This is a genomic window from Devosia ginsengisoli, assembly GCF_007859655.1.
GTDB lineage: Bacteria > Pseudomonadota > Alphaproteobacteria > Rhizobiales > Devosiaceae > Devosia > Devosia ginsengisoli.
The window spans coordinates 1374857-1394488 of sequence record NZ_CP042304.1; the positions used below are offsets into that span (position 1 = coordinate 1374857).

General features: G+C 61.4%; 17 protein-coding genes and 1 pseudogene. 1 reads left to right on the forward strand and 17 read right to left on the reverse strand.

The features are described from left to right. Positions 1-8 precede the first annotated feature (8 nt). The 14 genes and pseudogenes from rpmC to rpsL form a co-directional block, all read right to left on the reverse strand. A complete protein-coding gene (gene rpmC / locus FPZ08_RS06690) occupies positions 9-203 on the reverse strand; it encodes a 50S ribosomal protein L29 (RefSeq protein ID WP_056232645.1) in 195 nt (64 codons plus the stop codon). Between the two features lie 11 nt (positions 204-214). Then, entirely contained in the window at positions 215-628 is a 414-nt protein-coding gene (rplP, locus tag FPZ08_RS06695) for a 50S ribosomal protein L16 (protein ID WP_146289254.1), read from the reverse strand. Positions 629-643: 15 nt separating this feature from the next. After that, positions 644-1384, reverse strand: a complete 741-nt coding sequence (rpsC, locus tag FPZ08_RS06700) for a 30S ribosomal protein S3 (RefSeq protein WP_146289255.1) — start codon at positions 1382-1384, stop codon at positions 644-646. Next, complete coding sequence (gene rplV / locus FPZ08_RS06705) at positions 1384-1764, reverse strand: 50S ribosomal protein L22 (protein ID WP_056232639.1); 381 nt, start codon at positions 1762-1764, stop codon at positions 1384-1386. Before rplV ends, rpsC begins: the two co-directional genes overlap by 1 nt. 1 nt (position 1765) lies before the next feature. After that, positions 1766-2044 (reverse strand): 30S ribosomal protein S19, encoded by a 279-nt coding sequence (gene rpsS / locus FPZ08_RS06710; protein WP_146289256.1) that lies wholly within the window; start codon positions 2042-2044, stop codon positions 1766-1768. A gap of 3 nt (positions 2045-2047) precedes the next feature. Beyond that, positions 2048-2887, reverse strand: coding sequence for a 50S ribosomal protein L2 (gene rplB / locus FPZ08_RS06715; protein WP_146289257.1), 840 nt, complete (start codon positions 2885-2887; stop codon positions 2048-2050). Positions 2888-2905: 18 nt separating this feature from the next. Then, entirely contained in the window at positions 2906-3199 is a 294-nt protein-coding gene (locus FPZ08_RS06720) for a 50S ribosomal protein L23 (RefSeq protein WP_146289258.1), read from the reverse strand. Beyond that, on the reverse strand, positions 3196-3816 hold the full coding sequence (gene rplD, locus FPZ08_RS06725) for a 50S ribosomal protein L4 (protein WP_146289259.1): 621 nt from the start codon (positions 3814-3816) through the stop codon (positions 3196-3198). Before rplD ends, FPZ08_RS06720 begins: the two co-directional genes overlap by 4 nt. Further along, a pseudogene (gene rplC, locus FPZ08_RS06730) lies at positions 3817-4519 on the reverse strand (50S ribosomal protein L3). Between the two features lie 83 nt (positions 4520-4602). Next, complete coding sequence (gene rpsJ / locus FPZ08_RS06735) at positions 4603-4911, reverse strand: 30S ribosomal protein S10 (protein WP_035102617.1); 309 nt, start codon at positions 4909-4911, stop codon at positions 4603-4605. A gap of 68 nt (positions 4912-4979) precedes the next feature. Further along, positions 4980-6170: an elongation factor Tu gene (tuf, locus tag FPZ08_RS06740; RefSeq protein ID WP_146289260.1), complete on the reverse strand. Its 1191-nt coding sequence runs from the start codon at positions 6168-6170 to the stop codon at positions 4980-4982. Positions 6171-6225: 55 nt separating this feature from the next. After that, on the reverse strand, positions 6226-8316 hold the full coding sequence (gene fusA, locus FPZ08_RS06745; protein WP_146289261.1) for an elongation factor G: 2091 nt from the start codon (positions 8314-8316) through the stop codon (positions 6226-6228). 12 nt (positions 8317-8328) lie between these two features. Continuing rightward, positions 8329-8799 (reverse strand): 30S ribosomal protein S7, encoded by a 471-nt coding sequence (rpsG, locus tag FPZ08_RS06750; RefSeq protein WP_146289262.1) that lies wholly within the window; start codon positions 8797-8799, stop codon positions 8329-8331. Positions 8800-8811: 12 nt separating this feature from the next. Next, positions 8812-9183: a 30S ribosomal protein S12 gene (gene rpsL, locus FPZ08_RS06755; protein WP_035080811.1), complete on the reverse strand. Its 372-nt coding sequence runs from the start codon at positions 9181-9183 to the stop codon at positions 8812-8814. A gap of 491 nt (positions 9184-9674) precedes the next feature. Between rpsL and FPZ08_RS06760 the strand changes: the two genes are divergently transcribed. Beyond that, entirely contained in the window at positions 9675-10142 is a 468-nt protein-coding gene (locus FPZ08_RS06760) for a YbjN domain-containing protein (protein WP_186767235.1), read from the forward strand. A gap of 127 nt (positions 10143-10269) precedes the next feature. On the opposite strand, the gene FPZ08_RS06765 is transcribed toward FPZ08_RS06760, so the two are convergent. The 3 genes from FPZ08_RS06765 to rpoB form a co-directional block, all read right to left on the reverse strand. Beyond that, positions 10270-10713, reverse strand: a complete 444-nt coding sequence (locus tag FPZ08_RS06765; RefSeq protein ID WP_146289264.1) for a YdeI/OmpD-associated family protein — start codon at positions 10711-10713, stop codon at positions 10270-10272. 165 nt (positions 10714-10878) lie between these two features. After that, positions 10879-15063: a DNA-directed RNA polymerase subunit beta' gene (rpoC, locus tag FPZ08_RS06770; RefSeq protein ID WP_146289265.1), complete on the reverse strand. Its 4185-nt coding sequence runs from the start codon at positions 15061-15063 to the stop codon at positions 10879-10881. 77 nt (positions 15064-15140) lie between these two features. Next, on the reverse strand, positions 15141-19283 hold the full coding sequence (rpoB, locus tag FPZ08_RS06775; RefSeq protein WP_146289266.1) for a DNA-directed RNA polymerase subunit beta: 4143 nt from the start codon (positions 19281-19283) through the stop codon (positions 15141-15143). Positions 19284-19632: the final 349 nt, after the last annotated feature.

A 19632-nucleotide genomic window follows, 5' to 3' on the forward strand; every position in this document is an offset into this window, starting at 1 on the left:
GCGGCTCCTTACTTCGCTGCGTTCTTTTCGCCGAGGATCGTCTTGATCCGCGCGATGTCGCGGCGGACCTTCTTGACCTGGGCGGGCTTTTCCAGCTGCTGGGTAGCGCGCTGGAAACGCAGGTTGAACTGTTCTTTCTTGAGGTCGACGAGCTGATCCTTCAGTTCGTCTGCGGTCTTGGCCCGCACATCACTGGCTTTCATGCTCGTTGTCCTTAGTCGGCAATGCGGGTGACAACCCGCGTCATGATCGGAAGCTTCATGGCGCCGAGGCGCAGGGCTTCCTTGGCAACGTCCTCGGGGACGCCGTCGATTTCGAATACGATACGACCGGGCTTCACGCGGGCCGCCCAGTATTCCACCGAGCCCTTGCCCTTACCCATACGCACTTCGGTCGGCTTCTTGGAAACCGGCACGTCCGGGAAAATGCGGATCCACACACGGCCCTGACGCTTCATCTCGCGGGTGATCGCGCGGCGGGCCGCTTCGATCTGGCGAGCGGTGACGCGCTCGGGTTCGGTCGCCTTGAGGGCATACTGGCCGAAAGCCAGCTCGGTACCGCCCTTGGCAACGCCATGGATACGGCCCTTGTGAGCCTTGCGGAACTTGGTCTTCTTAGGTTGCAGCATAATGAACTAACCTTCTTATGCGCGTTCGCGGTCACGGTCGCCGCGCTCACGGCGCGGTTCGCGTTCAGCGCGCTGGCCGCCCTGGTCGGCGCCTTCGGTGGCGCGACGCTCATGGGCAGTGGGATCGTGCTCGAGGACTTCGCCCTTGAAGACCCAGACCTTGATACCGATGATGCCATAGGTGGTCTTGGCTTCGGCCGTGCCGTAGTCGATATCAGCGCGCAGCGTGTGCAGCGGAACGCGGCCTTCGCGGTACCATTCGGTACGAGCGATATCGGCACCGCCGAGGCGGCCGCCAACGTTGACGCGGATGCCGCCGGCGCCCATGCGGATCGCCGTCTGCACGGCGCGCTTCATGGCACGGCGGAAAGCCACGCGGCGTTCCAGCTGCTGGGCAATGCCCTGGGCAACCAGCGTCGCATCGGTTTCCGGCTTGCGCACTTCAACGATGTTGATGTGCACTTCGCTGTCGGTGAACTTCTTCACCTTGGCGCGGATCTTGTCGATGTCGGCGCCCTTCTTGCCGATCACGATGCCCGGGCGAGCAGTATGGATCGACACGCGGCACTTGCGGTGCGGACGCTCGATGACGATCTTGGAGACCGCGGCGGCCTTGAGGTCCTCGAGAAGGGTCTCGCGGATCTTCAGGTCTTCCTGCAGCAGCGTTCCGTATTCGCCCTTGTTGGCGAACCAGCGGCTGTCCCAGGTGCGGTTGATGCCGAGGCGGAAGCCGATTGGATTGATCTTCTGGCCCATTATGCGGCCTCCTCAACTTGCCGGACGATGATCGTCAGATGCGCAAACGGCTTTTCGATGCGCGACGACCGGCCACGGCCACGAGCGGTGAAACGCTTCATGACGAGCGAATTACCAACAAAGGCTTCCGCAACGACGAGAGCGTCGGTGTCGAGGCCATGGTTGTTCTCGGCATTGGCAATGGCGCTCTCGAGCACCTTCTTGACCTGGCCGGAAATGCGCTTGTGGCTGAATTCGAGTTCGGCCAGAGCCTTCTCGACCTTCTTGCCGCGGATCAGCTGGGCCAGAAGGTTGAGCTTCTGCGGGCTGATGCGCAGCATGCGCAGCACAGCCTTGGCCTCGTTGTCCTTGAGCGCGCGCTGGGTTTTTGGCTTGCCCATCTTACTTCCTCTTGGCCTTCTTGTCGGCCGCGTGACCGTAATAGGTACGGGTCGGGGCGAACTCGCCGAACTTGTGGCCGATCATGTCTTCGGTCACGAGAACCGGGACGTGCTTCTGGCCGTTATGGACACCGAAGGTCACACCGACGAACTGCGGCAGGATCGTCGAGCGGCGGCTCCAGATCTTGACCACTTCGCTGCGGCCGGACGCGAGGGCCTTCTCGGCCTTCTTGAGCATGTAGCCGTCGACAAACGGCCCCTTCCAGATTGAACGGGTCATGGCTTACCTGCCCTTCTTCACGTGACGGCTGCGAACGATGAACTTGTCCGTTGCCTTGTTGCTGCGGGTCTTCTTGCCCTTGGTCGGCTTGCCCCACGGGGTCACCGGGTGACGGCCACCAGAGGTACGGCCTTCACCACCACCATGCGGGTGGTCGATCGGGTTCATGGTCACGCCGCGGTTGACGGGCTTGCGACCCAGCCAACGGCTACGACCGGCCTTGCCGAGCGAGGTGTTGGAGTGATCCTGGTTCGACACGGCACCGACGGTGGCCAGGCACGTGCCATGGACACGGCGCTGCTCGCCCGAATTGAGGCGCAGGATCGCCCAGCCCTGGTCGCGACCGACATACTGGGCATAAGCACCAGCCGAACGGGCAACCTGGCCGCCCTTGCGGGGCTTCAGCTCGATATTGTGCACGATCGTACCGACCGGCATGCGCTCCAGCGGCATGGCATTGCCCGGCTTCACGTCGACAGTGTTCATCGACGAGATGACCTTGTCGCCGGCGCTGAGGCGCTGGGGAGCCACGATATAGGCGAGTTCGCCGTCTTCGTACTTCACCAGAGCGATCCAGGCCGTGCGGTTCGGATCATATTCCAGGCGCTCGACCGTGCCGACGACGTCGAACTTGACGCGCTTGAAGTCGATCAGGCGATAGGTGCGCTTGTGACCGCCACCACGATGGAACGTGGTGATGCGACCGCGATTGTTGCGACCACCGGACTTGCTGAGGCCTTCGGTCAAGGTCTTGACCGGCTTGCCCTTCCACAGTTCCGAACGGTCGGTCGTCACGAGCTGACGGCGGCCTTCGGAGGTGGGATTGTAATATTTGAGAGCCATTTTGTTCTGTCTCTTCCCTTAGAGGCCGGTCGAAATATCGATCGACTGGCCGTCGACGAGGGTCACGACCGCCTTCTTGACGTCGTTGCGCGTACCGATCTGGCCACGGAAGCGCTTCACCTTGCCCTTGCGGACCAGGGTGTTCACAGCCTTGACCTTGACCGAGAAGAGCTGCTCGACGGCGGCCTTGATCTCGGTCTTGTTGGCATCGATCGCCACGTCGAAAACGACCTGGTTAGCTTCCGAAGCCATCGTCGACTTTTCAGTCACGACGGGGTTACGGATCACGTCGTAAGCGCTGAGCTTGTTCATGCGAACCTCGCTTCCAGCGCTTCGAGCGCTGCCTTGGTCAGGACGAGCTTGTCGCGCTTGAGGATCGACACAACGTTGATCCCCTGCACCGGCAGCACGTCGATATGCGGAATGTTGCGCGCGGACAGAGCGAAGTTCTGGTCCACGGCCGCACCATCGATGATCAGCGCGTTGGTCCAGGCCAGCTTGCCGAAGGTGGCCAGCAGACCCGCGGTCTTGGCTTCCTTCTGCGACACGCTGTCGACAACGATCAGCGAGCCGGACTTGGCCTTGGACGACAGAGCATGCTTCAGCGCCAGGGCGCGGACCTTCTTGGGAAGGTCGATGGCATGGCTGCGCGGGGTCGGGCCGAATGCACGACCACCACCACGGAACTGCGGAGCCTTACGATCGCCATGGCGAGCGCCGCCCGAGCCCTTCTGCTTCACGAACTTCTTGCCCGTGCGCGAGCCTTCCGAACGATGCTTGACATCGTGCGTGCCGGCCATGGCCTTGAGCTGCTGGTAGCGAACCATGCGGTGCAGGATGTCCTGGCGGACTTCCAGACCGAAGACGTCGTCAGCAAGCTGGATGCTGCCAGCGGCCTTGCCGTCGAGGGTTGTGACCTTGAGTTCCATTTAGTTACCTTCCCCCGCAACGTCGGCGGCGGCCTTGAACGAGCCCGGGAAAGCAGCGCCCTTGGGGGCCGGCTTCTTCACCGCGTCCTTGATCATGATCCAGGCGCCCTTGGCGCCGGGAACCGAACCCTGGATCATGATCAGGCCACGCTCCACGTCGGTCTTGACGACCTTGACGTTCTGCGTGGTGATGCGACGATCGCCCATATGGCCCGGCATCTTCTTGTTCTTGAAGGTCTTGCCGGGGTCCTGACGACCACCGGTAGAACCGATCGAGCGGTGCGAAACCGACACGCCGTGCGTTGCACGCAGGCCGCCGAAGTTCCAGCGCTTCATACCGCCGGCAAAGCCCTTGCCGATCGAAGTGCCGGTGACGTCCACCAGCTCGGCCTTCGATGAAATGGTCTGCCTGAAGCTGCGCGCCGACCTCGATGAGGTTGGCTTCATCGACGCGGAATTCCGCGACGTGGCGCTTCGGCTCGACCTTGGCCACGGCGAACTGGCCGCGCTCGGCCTTCGTCGTGTTCTTGGCCTTGGCCTGGCCAGCGCCAAGCTGCAGCGCGACATAGCCGTCCTTGTCAGCGGTCCGCTGGCCCACCACCTGGCAGTTCTGCAGGCCCAGCACGGTCACCGGGACGTGCGAGCCGTCCTCAGCGAAAATGCGGGTCATGCCCAGCTTCTGTGCGATCAATCCAGAACGCATCGGTTGTTACCTTCTCTCTTGGCGCTGTACCGGGTCATGGTTTCAGAGGACCCTTTATCTGATACGCGCGGAAAACTTCTTGCTTAGAGCTTGATTTCGACGTCGACGCCGGCGGCGAGATCGAGCTTCATCAGTGCATCGACCGTCTGGGGAGTCGGGTCCACAATGTCCAGGAGACGCTTGTGGGTCCGGATCTCGAACTGCTCACGCGCCTTCTTGTCGATGTGGGGCGAGCGGTTGACGGTAAACTTGTCGATTCGCGTCGGCAGCGGGATGGGCCCACGAACCTGCGCGCCCGTACGCTTGGCCGTCGACACGATCTCGCGCGTCGAGGCGTCGAGAACGCGATGGTCAAACGCCTTGAGGCGGATGCGAATATTCTGACCGTTCATCTTTGTAAATCCTGGCGAAAATGGATCGCGGCGCGCTCAATCGCGCGCCGCGAATGTCTCAGTGAGGCTTACTTCAGGATCGTGGCGACGACGCCCGAACCAACGGTACGGCCACCTTCGCGGATAGCGAAGCGGAGCTTTTCTTCCATGGCGATCGGCACGATCAGCTGAACGTTGATGTTCAGGTTGTCGCCCGGCATCACCATTTCGGTGCCTTCCGGCAGCGTCACGATGCCCGTCACGTCCGTGGTACGGAAGTAGAACTGGGGACGATAGTTGCCGAAGAACGGAGTGTGGCGGCCGCCTTCTTCCTTGGTCAGGATATAGACTTCAGCGGTGAAGTCGGTGTGCGGGGTCACGGAACCGGGCTTGCAGAGAACCTGGCCGCGCTCAACCTGAGTGCGGTCGATACCACGGATCAGCGCGCCGATATTGTCGCCGGCCTGGCCCGAGTCGAGCAGCTTGCGGAACATTTCGACACCGGTAACGGTGGTCTTCTGGGTCGCCTTGATGCCGACGATTTCGACTTCTTCGCCAACCTTGACGATACCGCGTTCGACACGGCCGGTGACCACGGTGCCGCGGCCCGAGATCGAGAACACGTCTTCGATCGGGAGCAGGAACGGCTGGTCAACCGGACGCTCCGGCTGCGGAATGTAGGCGTCGACAGCAGCCATCAGCTCGAGAACGGCGTCATGGCCGAGCTTCTTGTCGCTGTCTTCGAGGGCGGCCAGAGCCGAGCCCTTGATGATCGGAACGTCGTCGCCCGGGAATTCGTAGGAGCTCAGCAGCTCGCGGACTTCGAGCTCGACGAGTTCGAGCAGCTCCGGATCGTCGACCATGTCGCACTTGTTCAGGAACACGACCAGGGCCGGCACGCCAACCTGACGGGCGAGCAGGATGTGCTCACGGGTCTGGGGCATCGGGCCGTCGGCAGCCGACACGACCAGGATCGCGCCGTCCATCTGGGCAGCGCCGGTGATCATGTTCTTCACATAGTCAGCGTGGCCGGGGCAGTCGACGTGAGCGTAGTGACGGTTGGCCGTCTCGTACTCGACATGCGAGGTGTTGATGGTGATGCCGCGCGCCTTTTCTTCGGGCGCGTTGTCGATCTGCGAGTAATCCTTGAACGCTGCGCCACCGGTTTCGGCCAGGACCTTGGTAATAGCCGCGGTCAGCGAGGTCTTGCCATGGTCAACGTGACCGATGGTGCCGATGTTGCAGTGAGGCTTAGAGCGGGAAAACTTTTCCTTAGCCATCGCTTTTCTCCGTATTCGTTAGCCCGAAGGCCAACCTTGCGTTGCAGTTTCTTGTTTAGGCGTACTTGGCCTGGACTTCGTCGGCGACGGCCTGCGGGACCTGCTCGTAGTGATCGAACGTCATCGTATACTGTGCACGACCCTGGCTCATCGAGCGCAGGGAGTTCACGTAGCCGAACATGTTCGCGAGCGGCACATAGGCATTCACGACCTGGAGGACACCACGACTTTCGGTGCCGTGGATCTGACCACGACGGGAGTTCAAGTCGCCGATGACGTCGCCCATGTAATCTTCGGGCGTGACAACTTCAACCTTCATGATCGGTTCGAGGATCTTCGGAGCCGCCTTGCGCAGGGCTTCATTGAAGCCCGCACGGCCGGCGATTTCGAAGGCCAGAACCGAGGAGTCCACATCATGGTAGGCGCCTTCGGTCAGCGTCACCTTGACGTCCACGATCGGGAACCCGATCAGCGGACCGGCCGACATGACCGACTTCACGCCCTTTTCGACGCCGGGGATGTATTCCTTCGGCACCGAGCCGCCAACGACGGCATTCACGAATTCGAGGCCCTTGCCGACTTCGCCGGGCTCGACGGTCAGCTTGACGCGAGCGAACTGGCCCGAACCGCCCGACTGCTTCTTGTGGGTATAATCCACATCGGCCTTGCGGGTGATGGTTTCACGGTAAGCCACCTGCGGCTGACCGATATTGGCCTCGACCTTGAACTCGCGACGCATGCGGTCGACGAGAATGTCGAGATGAAGTTCGCCCATGCCCGAAATGATGGTCTGGCCGGATTCTTCGTCGGTCTTGACGCGGAAGGACGGGTCTTCGGCAGCGAGGCGATTGAGCGCGAGGCCCATCTTTTCCTGGTCGGCCTTGGACTTGGGCTCCACCGAGATGTCGATAACCGGCTCGGGGAAGATCATCCGTTCCAGGATAACCTGCGAGTTCTGCGGGCAAAGGGTATCACCAGTGGTGGTGTCCTTCAGGCCCACGATGGCCACGATGTCGCCGGCATAGGCTTCCGTGATCTGTTCGCGGCTATTGGCATGCATCTGGAACATGCGGCCAACGCGCTCGCGCTTGCCCTTCACGGTGTTTTCCAACTGAACGCCAGCTTCGAGGTGACCCGAATAGATGCGGCAGAAGGTCAGCGAACCCATATGCGGGTCGTTGGCAATCTTGAAAGCCAGCATCGAGAGCGGCTCATTGTCGTCGGCATGACGCTCGATCGGCTCTTCGGTACGGGCGTCGATGCCGTTGATGGCCGGAATGTCGACCGGCGACGGCAGGAAATCGATCACGCCGTCCAGCAGGGGCTGCACGCCCTTGTTCTTGAAGGCCGAACCGGCATAGACGAGGAAGAAGTTGGTGTCGATGACGCCCTTGCGGAGCAGACGACGGATGGTGTCGTTGTTCGGCTGTTCGCCATTGAGATAGGCTTCCATCGCAGCGTCGTCCATTTCGACGGCGGCTTCGATCATGGCCTCGCGGTACTTCTCGGCCTTTTCCTTGAGGTCGGCCGGAATCTCGGTGACGTCCCACTGGGCGCCGAGCTCTTCATTGCGCCAGACCAGGGCGTTCATCTCGATCAGATCGACGACGCCCTTGAACTCGGTCTCGGCACCGATCGGCAACTGCACGGCAACGCCCTTGGCGCCCAGACGCGAACCGATCATTTCGAGGCAGCGATAGAAATCGGCCCCGACCTTGTCCATCTTGTTGACGAAGATCAGACGCGGCACGTGGTACTTGTCGGCCTGGCGCCAGACGGTTTCCGTCTGCGGCTCAACGCCGGCATTGGCGTCGAGCAGGGCGACGGCACCGTCGAGCACGCGCAGCGAACGCTCGACTTCGATGGTGAAGTCCACGTGTCCGGGGGTGTCGATGATGTTGAAGCGGTGCTGCACGCCATCGCGCGACTTCCACGACGTGGTGGTCGCGGCCGAAGTAATGGTGATGCCGCGTTCCTGCTCCTGCTCCATCCAGTCCATGGTCGAAGCACCATCATGGGTCTCGCCCATCTTATGGTTCTTGCCGGTATAGTACAGGATGCGCTCGGTCGTGGTCGTCTTGCCAGCATCGATGTGAGCCATGATGCCGAAGTTACGATAGAGATTGATAGCGGTTTCGCGTGCCATGGGGAGCTCCTACTACCAGCGGTAGTGCGAGAAAGCACGGTTGGCATCAGCCATACGGTGCGTGTCTTCGCGTTTCTTGACGGCCTGGCCGCGGCCATTGAGGGCATCCATGAGCTCGCCGGAGAGGCGCTCGCGCATGGTGTTCTCGCCGCGCTTGCGGGCGGATTCGATCAGCCAGCGAATGGCCAGGGCCTGCTGACGATCGGCACGGACTTCGACCGGAACCTGGTACGTGGCACCGCCAACGCGGCGCGAACGCACTTCAACCGACGGACGGATGTTTTCGAGCGCGGTGTGGAACACCTCGATCGGATCCTGCTTGACCTTGGCCTCGACGATGTCGAAGGCACCGTAAACGATGCTTTCGGCGGCCGACTTCTTGCCGTCCTTCATCAGGGAGTTCATGAACTTGGTAAGGACGAGATCGCCGAACTTTGCGTCCGGGATAACGTCACGCTTTTCTGCGCGGTGGCGACGGGACATGACTCTATCTCCTTACTTCGGACGCTTCGCGCCGTACTTCGAGCGACGCTGCTTGCGGTCCTTGACGCTCTGCGTGTCGAGAACGCCGCGGAGCACGTGGTAGCGAACGCCCGGAAGGTCGCGAACGCGGCCGCCACGGATCAGGACCACGGAGTGCTCCTGCAGGTTGTGGCCTTCACCCGGAATATACGAAATGACTTCGCGCTGATTGGTCAGGCGAACCTTGGCAACCTTGCGCAGCGCCGAGTTCGGCTTCTTCGGAGTGGTCGTATAAACACGTGAGCAAACGCCGCGCTTCTGCGGATTTGCTTCCATTGCCGGAACCTTGTTCCGCTTTGGCTTGCTGGCGCGTGGTTTGCGGATCAGCTGATTAATGGTGGGCATTGCGCTCTTTCCATCGTCCAAAAGTTCGTTGCGGTCTAGCCAAGCAAACCAAAACGGCGCTCATCCGACCCGACTAGCGGGAACGGCGGCGCCTTAATTGCAGCGGACCACCCACGAAATGGGCAGTCATGCGCACAAGGATTTGCTTCGTCTAGTTACCCGACAGTGTGTTTGAGTGTCCTGGATGCCCGCACAAGATGGCAGGAACCCGGTGTGACATTCACGACCGACCGCTTAGGTAGGCGCTGTTTAGAGCCGACTCTCCCTCCCGTCAAGGATTCTTTCGTGAAAAAACCGCGCGGGAGCCATGCATGGACTTGCAATGCTTTTGCAGTGGTGCATGGGAAATTGGCAAGCCATCCCCTGCCCTGAAACCGGCGCGCGACCAACTGGCCGCTTCTCCCCGACGACGAATTGTGTAGGATCGGCCCCAGCGACCCCTGCCGGACGACAAATGGCGGCGGCGCTTCGGACCACTTAGGAGAATGCGAATGAAGCTCAGTTCCATGATTGCCGGCACCGCGCTCGCGCTGACCCTGACCGCTTCCGCCTCGGCCCAGACATTGCTGACCGGCGCCGATACCAACGAAATTCTCAATGCAGCCCGCGGCTATGGCGCCGCCACGCTGACGACGCAGAGCAACGGCGATCCCCAGATCACCGGCAAGATCGAGGGCATCACCTACCAGGTGTATTTCCGCAACTGCACCAACAATGAGGACTGCGAGGACCTCAACTTCTACCTCGGCTTCCTCGACATCAAGCCGACGCTCGAAGAGATCAACGACTGGAACTACAACAAGCGCTTCAGCCGCGCCTATATCGACCAGGATGACGATGCCTGCGTCGAGATGGACCTGGACATGGTGGAAGGCGTCACCGCCGAATACCTGGATTCCCAGTTCAGCCTCTGGGCCATGGTGCTCAAACAGTTCGCCGAGCATGTGGGCTATAACTGAGGGTTTAGCGGACTGACCAGCAGCCCTCATGGTGAGCCGAACCATGGGGGCGTGGCACACCGGCCTCCACTCGTTCAACCTCGGGGTTCGACTAGCTCACCATGAGGTTTCCGGAGCCCCCGGCCCATCACTTCTTCCCGGCCCGCATCGTTTCCACGACCTTGTCGATGCGACGTTGCCGGGTTTCCGGCGTCTTGGCATCCGTGATCGACAGGACATGCCGCAGCTTGTTGCTGTAGGACAGCGTTTCGAAAAAGGCCCTGGCCGCGGCATCGCCGGCGAGGGCCGCGCCCAGATCCTCGGGCACCGTGACCTCGCGCGGCTTGTCATCCAGCGCCAGCTCTACCTCGACCGCATCGCCGCCCTTGATGCCGGATTCGGCACGGCGGTCGGCGCTGAGCGGAATGAGAAACTTGCCGCCCATCACCGCGATCGATGACCGGTAGCCATAGCTGCCGATGGTCACCGTCACGGCCGGCTTCTTGCCGCCGCCCAGGCCCTCGACCACGTCGGGCGGCACCTCGATGCCGGTATTGTTGCCCGTCTGCAGGATCGTTGTCTTGAATTTCATGGCGCATGCTCCTCGTGCTCATTCGTAAGAGACGACGAGCGAGCCTGCAAGAAAACGACAGGCATGCCGCCAGCCAACAGCAAGCAAGCCGCCAGCCAAAAGGCGGCATGCCCGCAAAGAAAAGGGGCCCGAAGGCCCCTTCCCCATTCATGTGTCTGGCTGATCCTACTCGGCGGCGGGTGCCGGGATCTGCACGGTCGACGCCTGGCGGCGGCGTTCGTCCAGGATCAGGTCGTCGCGCTTGGACGCGATCAGCTTGGCCGAGGAAATACCAGCACCGGTACCGGCCGGGATGAGGCGGCCAACGATGACGTTTTCCTTGAGGCCTTCGAGCAGGTCGGCCTTGCCGGACACCGCCGCTTCCGTGAGGACGCGGGTGGTTTCCTGGAACGAGGCAGCCGAGATGAACGAACGGGTCTGCAGCGACGCCTTGGTGATGCCGAGCAGCACCGGATTGGCGGTCGCCGGCTTCTTGCCCTCGGCCACCAGGCTGTCGTTGAGTTCGTCGAAGTCCAGCTTGTCGAGCTGCTCGTCCTTGAGCAGGCCGGTATCACCTGGATCCACGATCTCGACCTTCTGCAGCATCTGGCGAACGATCACCTCGATGTGCTTGTCGTTGATCAGCACGCCCTGCAGGCGATAGACCTCCTGGATTTCATTGACGAGGTAGCGAGCAAGCTCCTCCACGCCCTTGATTGCCAGGATGTCATGCGGCGCCGGGTTGCCGTCGAGGATGTATTCACCCTTCTCGATGGCGTCACCTTCCTGCAGGTGGAACGGCTTGCCCTTCGGGATCAAGTACTCGACCGGATCGCCACCTTCCTCGGTCGGCTCGATGATGACGCGACGCTTGTTCTTGTAGTCGCGGCCGAAGCGGATGGTGCCATCGATCTCGGCGATGATGGCGTGATCCTTCGGACGACGGGCTTCGAACAGCTCGGCCACACGCGGCAGACCGCCGGTGATGTCCTTGGTCTTGGCGCTTTCCAGCGGAATACGAGCCAGCACGTCGCCCGGCGATACCTTCTCGCCCGGCTCGACCGCGATAACCGCGTCAACCGAAAGCAGGTACCGGGCTTCGCCGCCACGATCCACCTTCTGCACGACGCCGCCACGAGCGATGGCAAGTGCGGGCTTGAGGCCCTCGCCACGCTGGTTGCCGCGCCAGTCGATGACCACGCGCTTGGTGAAGCCGGTCGCCTCGTCGGTGTTTTCCGCAACGGAAGCACCATCGACCAGGTCCTCGAACACGACCTCGCCTTCGACTTCGGCGAGAACCGGACGGGTGTAGGGGTCCCATTCAGCCAGACGCTGGCCACGACGAACCGTGTCGCCCTCGTTGACGAGCAGCTTGGAGCCATAGGTCACCTTGTGGGTGGCGCGTTCCTTGCCGTCGGCATCGAGAATGGCGAGCGAGACGTTACGGGCCATGACGACCAGCTTGCCGCCCTCGACCTTGGCGAGGTTCGGATTGCGGATGGCGATCTTGCCTTCCGCACCGGCCTCGAGGAACGAGCTATCGACCACCTGTGCCGTGCCACCGATGTGGAACGTACGCATGGTGAGCTGGGTACCGGGTTCACCGATCGACTGTGCGGCGATGACGCCGACAGCTTCACCCATGTTCACGGGGGTACCGCGAGCAAGGTCACGGCCATAGCAGGCCGCGCAGGTGCCCTGGCGCATGTCGCAGGTCAGCGGGGAACGGATGCGGATCGACTGGATCCGGGCTTCCTCGATGATGTCGACATGCTTTTCTTCCAGCAACGTCCCCTTGGCGGCGATTAGATCGCCGGTCAGCGGATGGTTGATGTCGTCGGCAGCCGTACGGCCCAGCACGCGCTGGCCGATGGAAGCCACGATCTGGCCTGCATCGACGATCGGCTCCATGGTCAGGCCACGATCGGTGCCGCAATCGGTCGACACGATGATCGCGTCCTGCGCCACGTCGACGAGACGACGCGTCAGGTAACCCGAGTTCGCGGTCTTCAGCGCCGTATCCGCGAGACCCTTGCGGGCGCCGTGGGTGGAGTTGAAGTATTCGAGAACGTTGAGGCCTTCCTTGAAGTTGGCCGTGATCGGGGTCTCGATGATCGAACCGTCCGGACGGGCCATCAGGCCGCGCATGCCGGCAAGCTGCTTCATCTGGGCCGGCGAACCGCGGGCACCCGAGTGGCTCATCATGTAGACGGAGTTGATCGGCAACTGACGGCCGGTCTCCTTGTCGATCTGCACCTTGCGGATCGCGTCCATCATCTCTTCGGCGACCTTGTCACCGCACTTGGCCCAGGCGTCGACCACCTTGTTGTACTTTTCGCCCTGAGTGATCAGGCCGTCATTGTACTGCTGCTCGAACTCTTCGACCTGCTTACGGGCGGCTTCCACGATCGTGTACTTGGAGGCCGGGATAACCATGTCGTCCTTGCCGAACGAGATGCCGGCATCGCACGCATTCTTGAAACCAAGCTGCATGACGCGGTCGCAGAAGATCACGGTCTCCTTCTGACCGCAGCCACGGTAAACCGTGTCGATCATCTTGGAGATCATCTTCTTGGTCATCAGCTGGTTCGCAGTGGCGAACGGCACGGCCGGGTTCTTGGGCAGAATCTGGCCGATCAGCATACGGCCGGGAGTCGTTTCCACGATCTCGGTCGTCTCGTTGCCGTCAGCATCCCAGGCCGGCACGCGGCCTTTGATCTTGGTGTGGAGCGTGACGACCTTGTTGTCGAGCGCGTGTTCGAGCTCGGCATAGGACGAGAACGCCATGCCCTGCCCCGGCTCACCCTCGTTCATGAGCGAGAGGTAGTAGAGGCCCAGCACGATGTCCTGGCTCGGCACGATGATCGGCTGGCCGTTGGCAGGATGCAGGATGTTGTTGGTCGACATCATCAGCACGCGTGCTTCCAGCTGCGCTTCGAGCGACAGCGGAACGTGCACGGCCATCTGGTCGCCGTCGAAGTCGGCGTTGAAGGCCGAGCAGACGAGCGGGTGCAGACGGATGGCCTTGCCTTCGATCAGCATGGGCTCGAAGGCCTGGATGCCCAGACGGTGAAGGGTCGGCGCGCGGTTCAGCAGAACCGGGTGCTCGCGGATCACCTCATCCAGGATATCCCAGACCTCGGGCTTTTCCTTCTCGACCAGCTTCTTGGCCTGCTTCACCGTCGAGCTGAAGCCCTTCGCTTCAAGACGGCTGTAGATGAAGGGCTTGAACAGCTCGAGCGCCATCTTTTTGGGCAGGCCGCACTGGTGCAGCTTGAGGTTCGGACCCACGGTGATGACCGAACGGCCCGAATAGTCGACGCGCTTGCCGAGCAGGTTCTGGCGGAAGCGGCCCTGCTTGCCCTTGAGCATGTCGCTGAGCGACTTCAGCGGACGCTTGTTGGCACCGGTAATGGTGCGTCCACGGCGGCCGTTGTCGAACAGCGCGTCCACGGCTTCCTGCAGCATGCGCTTTTCGTTGCGGATGATGATGTCAGGCGCACGCAGCTCGATCAGGCGCTTCAACCGGTTGTTGCGGTTGATCACGCGACGATAGAGGTCGTTCAGGTCGGACGTAGCAAAGCGGCCGCCATCCAGCGGCACCAGCGGGCGCAGCTCGGGCGGAATGACCGGAATGACGGTCATGATCATCCATTCGGGCTTGTTGCCCGAAACGATGAACTGCTCGACGATCTTCAAGCGCTTGGCGAGCTTCTTGGGCTTAAGTTCCGTGGTGGACTCAGCAATTTCCACGCGCAGGTCGGCCGCGATCTTCTCGAGATCGAGGGCGAGCAGGATGTCGCGGATAGCTTCGGCGCCGATCTTGGCGGTGAAGCTGTCGGCACCGTACTCGTCCTGGGCATCGAGATACTGCTCTTCGGTCAGCAGCTCATGCGTGGTGAACGGGGTCAGGCCCGCATCGAGCACGACGTAGTTCTCGAAATACAGGATACGCTCGATGTCCTTGAGCGTCATATCGAGCAGCAGCGCGATACGGGACGGCAGGGACTTGAGGAACCAGATGTGCGCGACCGGAGCGGCCAGTTCGATATGGCCCATGCGCTCGCGGCGAACGCGGCTCAGGGTGACTTCCACACCGCACTTTTCGCAGATGACGCCCTTGAACTTCATGCGCTTGTACTTGCCGCACAGGCACTCATAGTCCTTCACGGGGCCAAAGATGCGCGCGCAGAACAGGCCGTCACGCTCGGGCTTGAACGTACGGTAGTTGATGGTCTCGGGCTTCTTGATCTCGCCGTACGACCAGCTCAGGATCTTCTCCGGGCTCGCAATGGAGATCTTCATCTGATCGAAGGTCTGCACCGGAACGGCCGGGTTGAACGGGTCCATGACGTGGGAATGATGATTCATCAATTCTCTCCTCTTTCCGTCGGGAGGGGCAGCAAGCCCGCTCCCTCAGGAAGTGAATGGGGGTAGGATGCGCCGGATTATTCCGCCGCTTCCTGAGGAGGTGCGAGCTCCGCTTCGGCCTTTTCGGAACCGTCCTCAAGCTCGCGCATGTCGAGTTCGACATTGAGACCGAGCGAACGGATTTCCTTGACCAGAACGTTGAAGCTCTCGGGAATGCCCGCTTCGAACGTGTCGTCGCCGCGCACGATGGCTTCGTAGACCTTGGTACGGCCAGCCACGTCGTCCGACTTGATGGTGAGCATTTCCTGGAGCGTATAAGCCGCGCCATAGGCTTCGAGAGCCCACACTTCCATCTCGCCGAAGCGCTGACCGCCGAACTGGGCCTTGCCGCCGAGCGGCTGCTGGGTGACCAGCGAGTAAGGACCGATCGAACGGGCGTGGATCTTGTTGTCCACAAGGTGATCGAGCTTGAGCATATAGATATAGCCCACGGTCACCTGGCGATCGAACTGCTCACCCGAACGGCCGTCATAGACGGTCGACTGGCCCGAACCCTTGAGGCCCGCACGTTCCAGCATCTCGACGATATCGGCTTCCTTGGCACCGTCGAACACCGGGGTCGCGATCGACACGCCCTTGCTGAGGTGTTCGCCGAGACGGATCAGGCCATCGTCATCCAGATCGCTGACGGTCTCGTCACCCTCGAAGAGCTCGCCGATCTCCTTGCGGAGCGGCTTCAGATCGCCCTTGGCCTGGTAGATGCGGACCATCTCGTCGATCTTCTTGCCCATGCCGGCGCAAGCCCAGCCCAGGTGCGTCTCGAGGATCTGGCCCACATTCATGCGCGACGGCACGCCCAGCGGGTTCAGCACGATATCGACCGACGTACCGTCTTCCAGATACGGCATGTCTTCGACGGGCACGATGCGCGACACCACGCCCTTGTTGCCGTGACGGCCGGCCATCTTGTCGCCCGGCTGGATCTTGCGCTTGGTGGCGATGAAGACCTTGACCATCTTCATCACGCCCGGCGGAAGTTCGTCACCACGCTGCAGCTTGTCGACCTTGTCGATGAAGCGCTGTTCGAGCAAACGGCGGCTCTCTTCATACTGGGCATGAAGCGCTTCCATCTCGGTCATGACCTTGTCGTCATCGACCGCAAACTGCCACCACTTCGAACGCGGCTGCGCCTCGAACATCTGGTCGTTGAGCTTGGTGCCCACGACATAGCCCTTCGGGCCAGCCGTAGCCGCCTTGCCGAACAGCATTTCCTTGAGACGCGCATAGACGTTGCGGTCCAGGATCGACTGTTCGTCGTCACGGTCCTTGGCGAGACGCTCGATTTCCTCGCGCTCGATGGCCATTGCGCGCTCGTCCTTGTCGATGCCGTGGCGGTTGAACACGCGCACTTCAACGACAGTACCGGCATCGCCCGGCGGCACGCGCAGGGAGGTGTCACGAACGTCGGAAGCCTTTTCGCCGAAGATGGCGCGGAGGAGCTTTTCTTCCGGCGTCATCGGCGATTCACCCTTGGGGGTGATCTTGCCGACAAGGATATCGCCCGGCATCACTTCGGCGCCGATGTGAACGATACCGGCTTCGTCGAGGTTCTTCAGCGCTTCTTCCGACACGTTCGGAATGTCGCGGGTGATTTCCTCGGGGCCGAGCTTGGTATCGCGGGCCATCACTTCATATTCCTCGATATGGATCGAGGTGAAGACGTCCTGCATGGCGATCTTCTCGCTGAGCAGGATGGAGTCTTCGAAGTTGTAGCCATTCCACGGCATGAAGGCGACGAGCACGTTGCGGCCCAGAGCCAGATCGCCCAGTTCGGTCGACGGACCGTCGGCGATGATGTCGCCCTGGTTGACATGGTCACCGACAACGACCAGCGGACGCTGGTTGATGCAGGTCGACTGGTTCGAACGCTGGAACTTCATCAGGTTGTAGATGTCCACGCCCGACTTCGACGCATCGGTTTCTTCCGTTGCGCGAATGACGATACGGGTGGCGTCCACCTGGTCCACGATGCCCTTGCGCTTGGCCACGATGGCGGCGCCGGAGTCACGGGCCACCACGGCTTCCATGCCCGTGCCCACGAAGGGCGCATGGGCGCGCAGCAGCGGCACAGCCTGACGCTGCATGTTCGAGCCCATCAGGGCGCGGTTGGCGTCGTCGTTTTCGAGGAACGGGATCAGCGAGGCGGCAACCGACACCATCTGCTTGGGGGAAACGTCCATCAAGTCGACGTTTTCCTTGGGCGTCAGGCCGTTGTCGCCGGCATGGCGGGCAACCACCAGGTCGTCCTGCAGCGTGCCGTCCTTGTTGAACTGCACGTTGGCCTGGGCGACGTAGTGCTTGGCCTCTTCCATGGCGGAGAGATAGACCACTTCGCTGGTGAGCTTGCCGTCCACGATCTTGCGGTACGGGGTCTCGATGAAACCATACTTGTTGACGCGGGCAAAGGTCGAGAGCGAGTTGATCAGGCCGATATTCGGGCCTTCTGGCGTCTCGATCGGGCAGATGCGGCCATAGTGGGTCGGATGCACGTCGCGGACTTCAAAGCCGGCGCGTTCACGGGTGAGACCACCCGGCCCAAGCGCCGACAGGCGACGCTTGTGGGTGATTTCGGACAGCGGATTGGTCTGGTCCATGAACTGCGACAGCTGGCTGGACCCGAAGAATTCACGCACAGCGGCAGCAGCCGGCTTGGCGTTGATCAGGTCCTGCGGCATCACGGTGTCGATTTCGACCGAGCTCATGCGCTCCTTGATGGCGCGCTCCATGCGGAGCAGGCCAAGACGATAGGAGTTTTCCATGAGTTCGCCGACCGAACGCACGCGGCGGTTGCCGAGATTGTCGATGTCGTCGATTTCGCCACGGCCATCGCGCAGGTCGACCAGGGTACGGACAACTTCGACAATGTCTTCCTTGCGCAGTGTGCGCATGGTGTCGGGCGCATCGAGCTCAAGACGCATGTTCATCTTGACGCGACCGACCGCGGACAGGTCATAGCGCTCACTGTCGAAGAACAGCGACTGGAACATGGCTTCGGCGGTATCGACGGTCGGCGGCTCGCCGGGGCGCATGACGCGGTAGATGTCGAACAGCGCGTCTTCACGCGTCTCGTTCTTGTCCACGGCCAGCGTGTTGCGCAGGTAGGCGCCGATGGTGACATGGTCGATATCGAGGATCGGCAGCGCGTCGAAGCCCAGATCGAGCATCTTGGTCAGCGTCTTCTCGTCGAGTTCGTCACCTGCCTCCATGTAGACCTCGCCGGTCTGCATGTTGATCAGGTCCTCGGCGACATACATGCCATAGAGGTCTTCGTTGACCGCCAGCAGGTGCGTCAGGCCGTTCTCGGCCAGGTTCTTGGCCTGGCGAGCCGAGAGCTTCTTGCCGCCCTCATGCACGACATCGCCGGTCTTGGCATCGATCAGGTCGTGGGTCGGCTTGGCGCCCTTCCACTTCTCGGCGTCGTAGGGAACGCGCCAGCCCTTGGCAGTCTTTTCGTACTGCAGGGTGTTGTAGTAAGTGCGCAGGATTTCTTCGGTATCCATGCCGAGCGCCTTGAGCAGGCTCGTCACCGGAATCTTGCGGCGGCGGTCGATACGCGCAAACACCACGTCCTTGGCGTCGAACTCGATATCGAGCCACGAGCCACGGTACGGAATGATGCGGCCGGCAAACAGCAGCTTGCCCGACGAATGGGTCTTGCCCTTGTCGTGATCGAAGAACACGCCCGGCGAACGGTGCATCTGCGAAACGATGACGCGCTCGGTGCCGTTGACGATGAAGGTGCCGTTCGACGTCATGAAGGGCATGTCGCCCATGTAGACGTCCTGCTCCTTGATGTCCTTGACCGAGCGGGCGCCGGTTTCCTCATCCACTTCAAACACGATCAGGCGCAACGTCACCTTGAGCGGGGCAGCGAACGTGATGTCGCGCGCACGGCACTCGTCGATGTCGTATTTCGGCTGCTCGAACTCGTACTTCACGAATTCGAGAGAAGCGGTGTTGGAGAAGTCGGTGATCGGGAAGACCGAACGGAAGACGGACTGAAGCCCTTCATCGGGACGGCCACCCTTGGGCTCGTCGACGAGGAGGAACTGATCATAGGAGGCCTTCTGGACCTCGATCAGGTTGGGCATCTCCGTGACTTCGCGAATGGAACCGAAAGACTTGCGAACCTTGCGGCGGCCGTTGAACGTGGTAGCCATGAAAGCTCCTGTTTGTGCGCTTTTGGTGGTCGCGCTTTCGAACCGAAAAAGTGACGAACACTGTTTCTGAAAGCGCTCCGGTGCGATTTGTCTCGGAGGCAGATATCCAAAAATCCGACTATCAGCCGTCGGGTCTCGGGATATGTGCCCTTACTCAGGCAGTTAGTGGGCTCAGCGACGCCTGAAACCTTCCCGAGCCAAGGGAAGAAGGGCATAAAAACGCCAAACACCCCATGGTCGAAAAACCATAGGGCAACGGACGTCAGCGTGCCTCAGACATCGAAATCGTCATATATTCCGCAAATTGGCGCCAAGGACCCATCCAATCGGTCCGGCGAATCATCCCGTG

What these genes read in the sequence shown, in the direction of transcription:
- fusA (WP_146289261.1), bottom strand. Translation starts at nt 8,316, where the DNA reads ATGGCACGCGAAACCGCTATCAATCTCTATCGTAACTTCGGCATCATG.
- rpsC (WP_146289255.1), bottom strand. Translation starts at nt 1,384, where the DNA reads ATGGGCCAGAAGATCAATCCAATCGGCTTCCGCCTCGGCATCAACCGC.
- FPZ08_RS06760 (WP_186767235.1), top strand. Translation starts at nt 9,675, where the DNA reads ATGAAGCTCAGTTCCATGATTGCCGGCACCGCGCTCGCGCTGACCCTG.
- rpoC (WP_146289265.1), bottom strand. Translation starts at nt 15,063, where the DNA reads ATGAATCATCATTCCCACGTCATGGACCCGTTCAACCCGGCCGTTCCG.
- rpsL (WP_035080811.1), bottom strand. Translation starts at nt 9,183, where the DNA reads ATGCCCACCATTAATCAGCTGATCCGCAAACCACGCGCCAGCAAGCCA.
- rpsG (WP_146289262.1), bottom strand. Translation starts at nt 8,799, where the DNA reads ATGTCCCGTCGCCACCGCGCAGAAAAGCGTGACGTTATCCCGGACGCA.
- rpoB (WP_146289266.1), bottom strand. Translation starts at nt 19,283, where the DNA reads ATGGCTACCACGTTCAACGGCCGCCGCAAGGTTCGCAAGTCTTTCGGT.
- FPZ08_RS06720 (WP_146289258.1), bottom strand. Translation starts at nt 3,199, where the DNA reads ATGAACAAGCTCAGCGCTTACGACGTGATCCGTAACCCCGTCGTGACT.
- rpsJ (WP_035102617.1), bottom strand. Translation starts at nt 4,911, where the DNA reads ATGAACGGTCAGAATATTCGCATCCGCCTCAAGGCGTTTGACCATCGC.
- FPZ08_RS06765 (WP_146289264.1), bottom strand. Translation starts at nt 10,713, where the DNA reads ATGAAATTCAAGACAACGATCCTGCAGACGGGCAACAATACCGGCATC.
- rpmC (WP_056232645.1), bottom strand. Translation starts at nt 203, where the DNA reads ATGAAAGCCAGTGATGTGCGGGCCAAGACCGCAGACGAACTGAAGGAT.
- rplD (WP_146289259.1), bottom strand. Translation starts at nt 3,816, where the DNA reads ATGGAACTCAAGGTCACAACCCTCGACGGCAAGGCCGCTGGCAGCATC.
- rplB (WP_146289257.1), bottom strand. Translation starts at nt 2,887, where the DNA reads ATGGCTCTCAAATATTACAATCCCACCTCCGAAGGCCGCCGTCAGCTC.
- rplP (WP_146289254.1), bottom strand. Translation starts at nt 628, where the DNA reads ATGCTGCAACCTAAGAAGACCAAGTTCCGCAAGGCTCACAAGGGCCGT.
- rplV (WP_056232639.1), bottom strand. Translation starts at nt 1,764, where the DNA reads ATGGGCAAGCCAAAAACCCAGCGCGCGCTCAAGGACAACGAGGCCAAG.
- rpsS (WP_146289256.1), bottom strand. Translation starts at nt 2,044, where the DNA reads ATGACCCGTTCAATCTGGAAGGGGCCGTTTGTCGACGGCTACATGCTC.
- tuf (WP_146289260.1), bottom strand. Translation starts at nt 6,170, where the DNA reads ATGGCTAAGGAAAAGTTTTCCCGCTCTAAGCCTCACTGCAACATCGGC.